The organism is Paenibacillus sp. Y568 (assembly GCF_059445545.1).
On record NZ_JCAIUM010000034.1, the window covers coordinates 1 to 12,547 of the forward strand.

Genomic DNA, 12,547 nt, shown 5'->3' on the forward strand with positions numbered 1-12,547 from the left:
CTGTTTTTTGAATTCCTCATTAAACCGTTGTCGTTGTTCCCTCATAAAAGGACACCTCTTTCTTTGTTAAGTAAATTATCCAGTTTCTCTTAACAGGTGTCCACTTTTTATTCTAGCTACAATCCTGTTAAATTAAGCCTATTCTCTTCAAATGGCTTCATATCGATGAATTAGATGGAAGTAATCCAGCTAACTCTTCTACTATGCCGTATGCAAGTTACATTAGCTGGAGGATTTCCTGTTAATTATTTTTTGGCACATCATTCAGCACTTAAGAACATATACATTTTATCCGTCGTAAGCCTAATCGCTTTCGGCGGATTTTTTTCAATGAAAGAGTGACTGGACAAGTTCGGTTGATAACTTTCAATAACTTTAATCAGACCAAACAAAAGCTTGCGAACACGATATGATGTAAAAAAGTAAACCAATTGCGATCACTCCCGATTCGAATTGGTTTACTTTTTTGTTTTGTTCCTGATCTGTAATTGTCTATCAATCATTTGTACCCATTCAGGCATGTGATGACCACCATTGTTCACACGCGTAGCAACACGTTCAATATTAAGTCGAACATCCCCTAATCCTACGTAAAACATAATGATTTCAAAGCCTTGTTGCTTTGCGTCTCGCATCTGTCGAATAACGTTACCACCCGCTAAAGTAGTTTCCACAGTGAAATCCCACTTATTTCGGATACATTCTCTGGCTATTCTTATGGCTGCCTTTCCAGCAGATACTTTACTCTTTTCAGGATGTTGAGTATCAATTTTGCGAGCTAGTGCATCCGGATCAATATTCACACTTACCCCAAGTCGGTCAACAATCAAATTGCGGATTGTGCTCTTACTACTTCCATTATTACCAGCAAACACAAACATGGTTGCAACGGTCTCAGTCATGGTTAAGTTCCTGTTCATTCATTTCCTTGATCTCACCTGTGCAATATTCTTTAACAATCTTCCCCTCAGTTGTTTTATATACGACATACGTCCCATTAGCTTTAGCTTTAGCTTTAGCTTCCAATTTCGCACGATCACCCGTTAATCGAATCAATTTAGCAAGTTCCTGCGTAAGATTCATCATTTATTAAACACCTCATTTTTTATTATAGCTTGAGTATACTACAGCACATTACATTTTATATTAGCTTAAGTCTGTATACATCATAAACCCAATTAGCCCGTAAGAATGAACAGTGCATATTTCACTACAACAGGCTAATTCATTTCTACCACTTCATCATATATGTTTCATAATTAACCCCATCACTTTACTCTGTGGTACAGTAGGATCATGTTGCACAATGTACGCTTTCGAGAATCGATCTAGATAAGAGTTCTCATGCGACTTTGGTGACAGAATAATCAATTTACGTTGTAATTCACCAGCATAAAGATCAAATACTTTTAATTTCCTCTGCTCATCTAACGCGCTATCAAATTCATCCATAACTATAAATCCAGGTGATGTTTGTAGATTCTGCAATAAAGCCAGAGCAAACAGTAGTGAACTGAGCGATTCTTCGCCTCCAGAAACACCCTTGCCAACTCTTCCTCCCCGAGCCTTCACACTAACATCCTCTAATGATCCTCGATGCCCTTCCTTTCGAGCCTTAATGAATAAATGGAAAAGCACTCGACCTCGACGATCTTCTTGCCGACTCCAATCGATCTGTCCCTCGAATTGAAAAATGCTCATGTAGTTCTTAAAACGTTGTTGAATTTCAAGGACTCGCATATTGATTGTCGTCTCTAGCTGATCCTTCAAATTCTCAGCTCGTTCTTGGTTCTCTTCAAATAATAAGCTTGTCCTTTTAAATTCATCCTTCAATCGATGAACCTCTTCTTTTATTACTTTATAATTCTCAGATGCTGCAGGATCAATTCCCGACTCATTTCTAGCGCTGTTAAATATTACTTTTCCAGACTCATGCTCTTGGCGGAGCTTTGAAAGCGATTGTTGTTTCTTGGTATTATTAGGCTCATGTTCAAACTCATTTGTCACCTCATCATAAATAAACCGTGCAATCCGTTTGAAATTTTCAATTTCTTCGGTTACTGTAAGTAGATTTACTTTAGATGTATCAAGTGACTCTTTTGTATCTTTGTTTTGATTATCAATTTGACTAAGAGTACGCATAGCTTTTTGAATTTCGTCTTCAGTATCCGAAAGACTGCGTTTTTGTCGACGTTCATCTCCATCTATTTGTTCAGCCAGCTCTTCCAATGTATCATTTTGCTGCTTCAACGCGTCCTGCTGTAAGGTTAAGTAGTTGTGCTGATGAGTCTTCCGTTGTAACATTTCAAACTGTTCCTTCTGCTGACCTAATCTCACATAAAAGTCTGCTTCACGTTGTAGTATAACTTGTATATGCTCCAATCTGATCCGTTTCTCAATGAACTTTATGTGCGTAGTCTTAAGTTCCTGACTATGCTCCTTCTGTTCCTGAAGATGCTGTATCTCTACTTCATACTTCAGGATCCGGCCTTCACGTTCATGTTTCATTGTTAGAAAGGCTTCCGATTCACGTACAGATTGGATAATGGCATGTAGTTCTTGCATAGTTAACGTATTATTCTTAATCGAGTCATCGAAATTCGCAAGTAAAGTACTCAATTCGCTTATTTTCTTTTGAATCTCCTCTTTACGTTTCTGCATAGCTTTCTGGCTTAATATATAACTCCTCTTCTCTTGTGCACCTCGAATCCCCATTGAGTCGATAAGCATATCATTCTCTATTCTTGTCTCACCTGCTAGAAAAAATTGTTCAACCCACCATAAAGCCTTGACCGCATGTGGGAATACATCATCTTCTATTCCATTCTTCACACGAATTTGGAGTGTCTGAATTTCAGTAACAGAACGATCTGGTATTATACTTCGTAAAGGCACATGATACAGATCATTAGGGGCTTGTACATGCGTGCCATCAAAAAATATCGCATACTTTATCGTCTCAAACTGCTCCTCCGCTGTAAGTCGAGCTGACTCATTTAATTCAAGTAATTCATTTAATGCATAGGCACGCACACCCCTCACTTTAAACAAAGATAGTGTTTCCTTTTGACGAGTTGACCATAATTGATTGTGCTCAAGCATCTGTTCCTCATCGGATAACTCCTCTAGTAGTTTATTCTTATCTTTTTGTTCCTGCATGGAATGTTGAATGGAATGATCTAAGCGGTTAATTTCCATCTGTACATCATGACTGCTGTGATATTGCCGTAACCGTTCTTGGTGCATATGATCCAAGCCTTTATCCTGTTGAATCAGCGCCTTCAAGTAAGAACTTGAATCTATTAATTGGGCTATAACATCATCAGTTTCTTGAAGACTAGCTTCCGCCTTCTCAATCTCGATATTCGATTCGTTGAGCTGCTTATTTATTGCTGATAATTGTTGATGTACCTCTTCTTCAGTATTTGTAATTCTAGATTTTTCTTGACTAAGTTCCTTTAGCTGAACATCTAATTCACCAATTATTATTGAAGTTTCTTCAATTTCCTTTTTCACAGTAGCTAATTGCTCCTGCAATAAAGTGATTCTCGTATCAAGCTGTTCTTTTTCTTCTTGTATTTGCTTTATTTCAATATTCAATCGATCGCCTTGCTTTTGCAATGTCACCAGTCTATCACTTGCGATATCATGATCCACGAGCAATTGTTCTTCCTTGGCTACTAGATGTATTTGTTCTTGTTTGTAGTTAATTTCTAATTTCAGCAAAGCTCCAGCGTACAGCTTCCCGCCTTCTATAAGACGTTTACGATTATCTTCATACCGGTCTAGCGCTGATCGTGCCATCCCGAGATATTGCTTTTTATTTTCTACATTTAGTTCAGCCGTTCTTAAACTCTCCTGCACATCCTTTAACTGCTCCATACTTTCTTCCCAGTTACGTTGTACCTGATCTATACCATGCATTTCAGCAAAAATACGAAACCGCTCCTGCGGATCCATAACAGCAAACTGATTTACCTCCTGCTGGTACCAAATCAAATAGAACAAATCTGGATCAATTTTATATTTGTACTGGAGATCCTTCTTGTAGGTGGTGAAATTGTATTGCCGATCACCCGATGTATATTTAATTGTTTCATCCCACTGTTCTGGATCATCCCCTGAATGGATGATAAATTCCTTCTTAGTCGGTTGTCCAGGTTCCTGTAGGATATAAACTGCAAATTCAATATAAGTAGGGGCATCAATACGCATACGTCCCTCATTCTTAAACTGAAGTCGAATATGCGCCTTCCACGTCTCATTCGGAAGGAGATTACGGGATTTCAGACCTTCTAAATCAACCTTGGAAGAATATAGAACACTTCCCATACAATATGTTACAGTAGATTTCCCTGCTCCATTGGGACCAGTTATCAGTATATGCGAATCTTTTCCTGACAAATCCATCATAGTAGGCTGATAATCTCTGATTCCAGTAAACCACATTTTCCAAGGTATCATTCTATTTTACCAGTTCCTTCCTGATACAAATTATATCGTTTGAAGAATTTCAGTACTTCTTCTTTATTTAATTGATTGGATTGACTAAATTCAACAGTACGCCGCAAAAATGAATCCGAGAACATATTTACACCAATTGCAGTGACTGCATAAGCCTTCTCATTTGAATTAGTATCATATTCTTCAAGTGCACCGATTTTTTTCAGTTGGTCTATATTCAGGTTCAAACGTTGATTTGCCTTCGTTGTCTCATGTCCAAGGGCATTTAACAGCTGATCAAATAATGTGAACTCATGCTGTAAAACTTCTTGTTGGTAAAACATAAACAGAAGAATCGCTAAACTTTCTTTAGACAATGTACTACGTGCAGCTTTAGCAGGAACTCTCATCATGACGACGATTTGATCCTTTTTCTCATCATAGATCACTTTAAAGTACCGACTTACTGCTTGATTAACCCGCTTCAGAAAAGAATCGAACTTCTCATGATCATCAGAGATCTTTAATTGCTTCTCCACCTCACGCCTGGATAATCCGAAATTGCCCACACGTATTGTTGCAGAGGATGAAAATAAGAGATTCATAAAAACGATCTCTTCGACTTCGGTTAACATTCCTTTGATAGATTGCATGATATTAAGAGGATTTACATTCATTTCATCCGTCACGCTCATCATCACTCCTCTCATGCATATTTTCTGTGGCCCTATTCTTGATAGTGCGATTTTTTTTATTCTTAACCACTTGATTCATATCATAACGATCCATCCAATCCCATTCCTTGTCATAGAGAGAGGTTTGTACTTTTAAATCATCCGTAGCTTCCTCCAATGTTAGCTTCTTACTGCCTACCAACGCAGATACCGCAGTAAGAGCATTAATCGCATCCCCCCATGCCGTAGAAGTTGCTTCAATCATTACGGTCTCTATAGGAGCAGCCTCCACTTCCTTCATGAATACTTCAATCACTTCTGTTTCAATCATCGATTTAGTAAGCAACCATTGCGAATCTCCCATCATATCTTCTAGTTGAGCTATATAAATTTCCTCATTTTCATATTCGATTTCCTGAACATCTTCTTGCATTGAGTCAACAATTGGCTCATAGTTTTCCAGATATTCTATGGCCTCACCAATTGCTTCTCCTGATAGAGGCGCAGCGAATTTAACCGGAATCCATATACCATCCATGGACTCACCCTCGTATTCATTTTGCTCCATAAAACTCATAATTTGATGAGCATTAGGAATGTCAGATTCTTGAGGTGGATCATACATTTGTGTAATAAAGATCCTTACTTTTTCTGGATTTATCGAGGACAATAGCATCGTTTGCTTCATCATTGTAAATTTAAGATATTTATTGATCATTCCCATGCTCAAATTCGTCCCATCTGCAAGCGCAGAGGTTCCCAATTGCATTAAATTACTGAGTACCAGACTGTCCTCTAACGTATGAAATTGACGGAAACGCTCCGATAGTTTAATTTCTAATTCCTGCATCAACTGATGTATGATCTCTAGTTGAGGTAACGCATTACGGTCAGCTAACATCTCTAATTCTCGTTCTTTCATCAATTGAATTGCATTCTCAACATTGCGGATCATACTAGCAATTTTATTACCACCGGAAATGCCATGATCGTCATATGCTTCGCTAAGCTCAGCATCCCGTCTAGCTTGGAATAACGATCTGCCAATTTCATCATGCATATAATAGGCTAATGAATCATTTGCAAGACGTATGAGCGTATCCATCATCCGTTTACCTACATCACGCATTTTTAGCTGTCTTGTTTGTTTGGATATCCAGTTATACTTCACAAGAACATTTACAATTTGTTCGACCTTTTTCCTACTTGGTGGTTCAAGGTCATCAAAACGGTTACGATAACGAAAATATAGCGTATCTGCATTTTCAATCGGTTCATCGAGTCCCAAAGCTTCTTCATTAATCAATTGAATAATCCGAAGAAATCGTAAAATTTCGATAGGTGTCTGAAGGAAATTTTGTGAGTTGAGATCATTAAGAACCCCAGATAACAATGCAATGTCCCTTAATGCCTGATACATTTCCGGTTTGGATTCGTTGGTTTGAAATATTGAAATTAATGGTTGATCCAGTTTCTCCAATCATCTGCCTCCCCTAACACGATCTCTTGTTCTGATTTCGTATCTTGTAGTAACCTCTCCATGCTCTGTTGGTACTCCGACCAATTGGTTATTATCGAGTGATCCAGACAGATCCATTTATGCCTTACAGCGTGTCCCATGAGCGTTTGAAACATCTCTCCTGCAATTTGCAGTCCAGCTTCATCATAATCGCTCCAAAAAATCGTTTGGTCGACACTACTATTCAGCAACAATTGTCTGATGAAATGTTTATGCGCACTTCGAAGATGACCATCTACACAAACAATCAATGAATTTGTCTCCTGTAAGAAATGAGGTTCTGCTGACATCCGAGTCAATATGGCTCGATTCTCAACTAACCAAAGTATTGTTGCCCTAGTTGAATAATGGTCTTGTGCAACCGAAATATTTGTTAAGGCATGTACGGGGCCTGCTCGAAAATTCGACCATGTTCCTTCCAGCTCCCCAGCAAAATAGATTGGCGTAATTTGTCCACCACTAATCATCCCTAACGTTTCCAGCGACTGACCACTTATCGTCTCCAAAATGTTAAGAAACTCAATCTTATACGCATCAAATGCCTTAGAGCCTCCAATACCCGGATAATAATGTGCGCCAATTTCTTTCCAATCAAATATCTCTTTGCTACTAGAAATCAAGAGAAATGCTAATAAAAAGTTTAAACCGTTGATTCGATTAGATATACTCCAATTCGCTGGGAAAATATACTGATCCTCTAGATCATTAGGGATCCATTGTAAACTACCTGACAAGTATAATGCCAAATCTTCCAACTGAAGTAATCGTTCGTCATGTAAATACGTGATTTCTTCCATTTTCTGCGTAGCCTTCGACTGATATTGCGTAAATTGATTTAAAAAATCCACATGCTCATCCGTTTGCTTATTTAATAAATATACATATAATAAATAGCCCATGCGGTACTGAATTCGTTCTACAGATTTCCCATCACGTTTAAAACGAACTTCTTTCAAAATCCATCCTTTTTGAAGCCAATCAAAAGTTTGTTGATTATCGTTTAATGAGGCACGTTTTCCCACTGTCCAGCGTAAAAGTTGCTGATCCGGAAGGTCTTTAACAATTAAGGAAAACTCTTTAGCAACTGTAATGATCCCTACTCTTCTTATCGTACGTGCTGTTCTTTTTACAATATCTATATCTATAAGTGAAGCTTCACCTATTGTCCTTGGCAGCTCAAGCTGCTCATCTTTTTTCAAAAGAGATTGGCTAATAAACAAAATCAGATCTTCGAAATTTTGCACTGAAGCCTCCTACACTAAATGTCATTTTGTATTTTTCAAGCTACTTGTACAGTATACAAGAAAGCAAGAATCCCTACGATGATATCCTACGTTTGTTTATGTTGCAGAAACAAAAATAGCCAGTAAGATTGAGACATTAGTATCTCTTCCCTACTGGCTATTATCCTACGTTTTCAAGTTACCGCTTTGCCTTATAGAACTCATGATATAACTTCATCAGTGCTCTCTTCTCAATACGGGACACATAACTCCGGCTAATTCCTAACTCCTTCGCGATTTCCCGTTGAGTCCGTTCCTCTCCGCCCTGTTCCAGTCCGAATCGACCTTTGATGACTTCCTGTTCCCGGGGGTCCAAAATATCCAAGTTACGATAAATTTTACTCTTTTCAATCTTCAACTGAACCAAGTCAGCCACATCATCTGCTTCACTACCTAATATATCGATAAGTGTAATTTCATTACCTTCTTTATCCGTACCAATGGGATCATGGAGAGATACATCTTTACGTGTTTTTTTAAGTGACCGGAGATGCATCAGAATTTCATTCTCTATACACCGTGCTGCAAAAGTCGCTAATTTCGTACCTTTGTTCGGTTGATAACTTTCAATAGCTTTAATCAGACCAATCGTACCAATAGAGATCAGATCTTCGAGATCTTCTCCTGTGTTGTCAAACTTCTTGACGATGTGCGCCACCAGGCGCAAGTTATGTTCAATAAGCATATTACGCGCGTAGCCGTCTCCTTCGGCCATCAACTTTAAGTACTTGCTCTCATCCTTCTCAGATAGTGGCTGGGGAAAAGCATTATTCTTAACGTACGAGACTAGGAGCGATAGTTCTTTGATAAATAAAGCAATGACGCTAATCAGTCCGGACAAAGATGACACCTCCTACTGAATACAACAAACTACTTCGTTAACGATCATTTTATTCTATGAGGGCAGATGCCTATCTGTGCATGTACGGTGTAAATATCTATCTTGGAAAAGCAAAAACGGCCAGTTCATGTTGAACTCTGACCGTTACATTTCGTAAAAGTAATTATTCACTTTTGTAAATGTTGTTCGATGACTTCCACCCACGCTGGGATAGAATCTATCCTATATTTTATCTTATTGCAATCCGCTTCTTACAGAATGTACACAGATAGAGTGCGACATCCTGCGCGATCATTACGGTAACCATACGATAATTCAATCCACGCATCACATAGAGTGCGACCAAATTCAATAATAAGCGTGTATCCAAGGGCGATCTTCAGCTGTTGATAATATACATCAGGCTAGCTATACATTACTTGTTGGATCTTTCTTTTTTATTATTTGAATTAATTTCATAAATCCAAAGCCTTACTGTGCTTAAGTTTTTAGAACATGAAAAAAGGAGTACCTCCCCAAATCTCGAAGTGTTTAGTACCCCTACCAAACACCGAGAGAGAGAAGGTTGAACTCCCAATGTATAGTATTCGACAAGAAAGTTTGTTTTCCTTGGAGGATTTACTGGAAATGTCCCCCAAAGATACGTACGGTTATCTCTTTGAGACGCTAGATATTAATCCATTCTTACACGTTGTTTCAAAGAAGGCATTTCTAGGGGCACCAACACAACTCAACTATGCAGCTATGCTACACTCGCTGTTCATTCGGATCGTCGAACGTATCCCAACGATTAAAGATCTAAGAAAGCGCCTGAATAGAAGTATTGAATTTAGTACGGACTGTGGGTTTACCGGTTCCGATCGAATTCCAAGTGAAGCTTCATATACGCGGCTAATCCAAAAGCTTCAAAAATCCCAAGTTTTTCAGCAGTCCAATGAAAAATTAGTTCAACAGCCTTTCAAGAAGGGTTTATTGATGCATCCGAGGTCGCCATGGATGCCACTCATATTGAAGCTAGAGATCGCCAACCGGATAAGAAGAAAGACGAACCGAACCAACTAGTAACTGAACCTCCCAAGAAAAAACGTGGTCTCAAATCTAAGGATGAGCGAGAGCAATGGCTAAAGGAACAGTTAGAACTTGAAGAGAATCGTCCCTTGTTCGAGAAGAAGGGATTTACAAACAGGTGGAGAAAATGGGAGCCAGAGCACTCATGGATTACAACCGTCGTAACGAACAACAAGATAAAGATGTGGACAAGTATTTTCGTCCGGTATGTAAAGAGGGTCATTCTTATCGATACGACAGCTATGACACGAGATACAAAACCAACAAATACACGCAACCGTAGAACCCGGCATAAATGCTGCTGAGTAATTTTTCAATTGCAACATGACAATGTAGTTACCGAAAAGGGGGGCATCATGGACGTTTATTCACTATCCGTGAGGTCATCGATATTCTACAGCTTTCGTACACAACGGTTTATGGCATATGCCATAACGGACAGCTATCAAGTTGTAAAGTTGGGGGCAGTCTCAGAATCCCCCAAGAGTCACTACGCAACTTCATTCTCAATACCACTACAGGTGGACAGTACTAATGGAAGACATAAAAAGTCATTAAATACATCACGACATTTCAATCCCTTGTCCTTGTGAAGTATATACCGTCCAGCAGTATTTTTATCCGTGTTTGTCCCGTCATAAACATGGAGTAAACAAGCGGAGAATAAATAACATCAATGGAACACCAAACAAAAGATACTCAGTTTTTTGATGCAGATTCCATCGCTATTGTGAGCGAAATCCGTTCTACCCACAAATCAGGCCAAAAGCTAGGTGTGCTTCGCCCTAAAATCTTTTCGGAAATTCAGTAAGAGACATTCGTGGCAATTTTGGTGGATTAATCGAAATTGCCACGTTATATGTTTAAAGAAAAAGCTCCCTTATACTGGGCGCTCTCCTTATATTATTCAACAAAAATCTTCTCACCACGATACCCCACTTTGGTCACCAAACCTTGATTTTTAATCATTACGTTTGACGTTGGTTCGTGTTCACAACGTCTTGACGATGTGCGCCACCAACCGCAAGTTATGTTCAATAAGCATATTACGTGCGTAGCTGTCTCCTTCGGCCATCAACTTTAAGTACTTGCTCTCATCCTTCTCAGATAGTGGCTGGGGAAAAGCATTATTCTTAACGTCTCATAGCAACACTAATCCTTTCTTCAAGAATCTGAAGGTTATTTCCCAAAATAAGCGTGGACATGGGGATAAAAATATCGGGACCTTATGCCAGAAACCCCGAACGGCAGAAGAGTTCACCGTTCGGGGTTTGGGGATACCCACCCGCGTTTAAGGCTTATTTGAAATAGTTATCGATTTGTTCTTGAGCTGCTTTCATAATCGTATCCATGCCGGCTGCTTTCAATTCCGCAACGACCTTCGGTACCATTACCTCCGGATCGGAAGCACCATTAATCAGTTCATAGCGATATTTGTCCCATACGGCCTTCGTATTGGCTATCTCCGTGGTCAGTTTGGAGATGTCCAAGGCAAAGCCCAGGCTGGTTGAGGAGATTGCTTGATCGTTCAGCTTGCGAACCTGATCCCACTGATCTTCCGGAGCGCCTTTCGTAACGGCCATGTTGAAGAACGTACCTTGGGTATAGGCGGCCAGCGGCCACGTATCCGATTTGCGCTCGATGACCTTTTCGTCGCTCACGTTGTCATAGTCGACGCCCAACTGGCCGAAGGCCAGCATATTGCGTAGCTTCGGATCAGTGTTGACCAGTTGCAAATATTTCAGAGCTTCTTCCTTATACTCGGAGTTGGCGGAGATTGCGTTCAAGGAGCCTTGAATCGTGCTTGTCGTGTAAATCGGGCCAAAGATTTGGAACATGTCGTACTTCTGAACACCTTCCGTAACTTGCCAGTTTATTTCCGCGCCAGGGAATGCTTGAGCGCTAAAGAACGGGCGGGCTTTGTCCGCTTCGGTTTTGGTCGGTGCATCCGGGTTGATGATTCCGTCTTTGTACCATTGATGTAGAAGATTCAAGCCCTCCATGATATCGGGTTGTTCCAGAACGGAGACGACTTTGTGGGAAGCGTCGTCGACCTTGACGCCCATGGGTGCCAAACCGCCCGTCATATCGTCGTATCCATTGAAGAATCCGTTAAATCCTTCGCCCTGGGTGAGCCTCAGCGGATAAAAGCTTTTGCCCTCGCCAGCCTTCATATCATGGAACGGTTTGTCGAGGTCTTTCAACGTCTTGATACTGTTTATGTCTATACTGTACTTCTGCACATACGTATCGTCGAACACCCAGTATTGGGTCAAGGACGAGTCTTTATAAGTAGGCACGGAGTAGATTTTTCCATCAATGTTCGTTCCGTCCCAGACCTTCTGGGGGATGAATTTGTAAAGGTTGGGCGATTCGCTTTGCATCAAGTCGGTAATGTCGGCAAATGCACCCATCGTAACTTGCTGGTTGTACTTGCTGCTGTTCGTAAACATGATGTCGAAAGCCTCGCCAGTGTTCACAATCGTATTGATCTTCGTATCCCAGTCTCCCCAGCCTGCTACCTTAATGTCGATCTTCACGCCAATCTTCTCGGCCGTGTAGTCATTCATTTGCTCGATGGCTTTGTCGAAATTGTCGGGAACTTGACCGCCGATCGTCCACCATACCAACGTAGGCACGTCGCCGGAATCGGTAGGTTTGCTCGAATCCGTCTGGGCCGGCTGATTGCTGGAAGGTTCGGCCTTCGAGTCGGAATTCG

Annotated in this window: 9 protein-coding genes and 2 pseudogenes; 2 read left to right on the top strand and 9 right to left on the bottom strand. The window is 40.2% G+C overall.

All coding sequences use genetic code 11. The features are described from left to right. Positions 1-458 precede the first annotated feature (458 nt). The 7 genes from AC1D7X_RS25335 to sigK all read right to left on the bottom strand — a co-directional run bounded on the left by AC1D7X_RS25335 (position 459) and on the right by sigK (position 8,760). Complete coding sequence (locus AC1D7X_RS25335; RefSeq protein ID WP_495454127.1) at positions 459-902, bottom strand: ATPase; 444 nt, start codon at positions 900-902, stop codon at positions 459-461. Continuing rightward, entirely contained in the window at positions 895-1,083 is a 189-nt protein-coding gene (locus AC1D7X_RS25340; protein WP_495454713.1) for a hypothetical protein, read from the bottom strand. The genes AC1D7X_RS25335 and AC1D7X_RS25340 overlap by 8 nt, the downstream gene beginning before the upstream one ends. Positions 1,084-1,242: 159 nt before the next feature. Beyond that, positions 1,243-4,464: a coiled-coil domain-containing protein gene (locus AC1D7X_RS25345; protein ID WP_495476383.1), complete on the bottom strand. Its 3,222-nt coding sequence runs from the start codon at positions 4,462-4,464 to the stop codon at positions 1,243-1,245. After that, positions 4,461-5,120: a hypothetical protein gene (locus AC1D7X_RS25350; protein WP_495454712.1), complete on the bottom strand. Its 660-nt coding sequence runs from the start codon at positions 5,118-5,120 to the stop codon at positions 4,461-4,463. The genes AC1D7X_RS25345 and AC1D7X_RS25350 overlap by 4 nt, the downstream gene beginning before the upstream one ends. Before the next feature lies 1 nt (position 5,121). Then, on the bottom strand, positions 5,122-6,597 hold the full coding sequence (locus tag AC1D7X_RS25355; RefSeq protein ID WP_495476384.1) for a hypothetical protein: 1,476 nt from the start codon (positions 6,595-6,597) through the stop codon (positions 5,122-5,124). Further along, positions 6,573-7,880, bottom strand: a complete 1,308-nt coding sequence (locus AC1D7X_RS25360) for a DUF2399 domain-containing protein (protein WP_495476385.1) — start codon at positions 7,878-7,880, stop codon at positions 6,573-6,575. Before AC1D7X_RS25360 ends, AC1D7X_RS25355 begins: the two co-directional genes overlap by 25 nt. A gap of 178 nt (positions 7,881-8,058) precedes the next feature. Continuing rightward, positions 8,059-8,760 (bottom strand): RNA polymerase sporulation sigma factor SigK, encoded by a 702-nt coding sequence (gene sigK, locus AC1D7X_RS25365; protein WP_495454123.1) that lies wholly within the window; start codon positions 8,758-8,760, stop codon positions 8,059-8,061. A 576-nt stretch (positions 8,761-9,336) separates the two neighbouring features. On the opposite strand from sigK, the pseudogene AC1D7X_RS25370 reads away from it, so the two are divergent. Both AC1D7X_RS25370 and AC1D7X_RS25375 read left to right on the top strand, forming a co-directional pair. After that, a pseudogene (locus tag AC1D7X_RS25370) lies at positions 9,337-10,108 on the top strand (transposase); the annotation flags it as partial. Positions 10,109-10,201: 93 nt separating this feature from the next. Next, positions 10,202-10,363, top strand: a complete 162-nt coding sequence (locus tag AC1D7X_RS25375; RefSeq protein WP_495454711.1) for a helix-turn-helix domain-containing protein — start codon at positions 10,202-10,204, stop codon at positions 10,361-10,363. A 465-nt stretch (positions 10,364-10,828) separates the two neighbouring features. Here the strand turns inward: AC1D7X_RS25375 and AC1D7X_RS25380 are convergent. Both AC1D7X_RS25380 and AC1D7X_RS25385 read right to left on the bottom strand, forming a co-directional pair. Further along, positions 10,829-10,966, bottom strand: a pseudogene (locus AC1D7X_RS25380) (RNA polymerase subunit sigma-70); the annotation flags it as partial. A 160-nt stretch (positions 10,967-11,126) separates the two neighbouring features. Then, positions 11,127-12,547: ABC transporter substrate-binding protein (locus tag AC1D7X_RS25385; protein ID WP_495476386.1), on the bottom strand; the 1,421-nt coding region annotated here is incomplete at its 5' end.

Bases quoted from the DNA above. Each gene is read 5' to 3' on its own strand.
- AC1D7X_RS25340 (WP_495454713.1), bottom strand. From the start codon at position 1,083: ATGAATCTTACGCAGGAACTTGCTAAATTGATTCGATTAACGGGTGAT.
- AC1D7X_RS25350 (WP_495454712.1), bottom strand. From the start codon at position 5,120: ATGAATGTAAATCCTCTTAATATCATGCAATCTATCAAAGGAATGTTA.
- AC1D7X_RS25335 (WP_495454127.1), bottom strand. From the start codon at position 902: ATGACTGAGACCGTTGCAACCATGTTTGTGTTTGCTGGTAATAATGGA.
- AC1D7X_RS25345 (WP_495476383.1), bottom strand. From the start codon at position 4,464: ATGATACCTTGGAAAATGTGGTTTACTGGAATCAGAGATTATCAGCCT.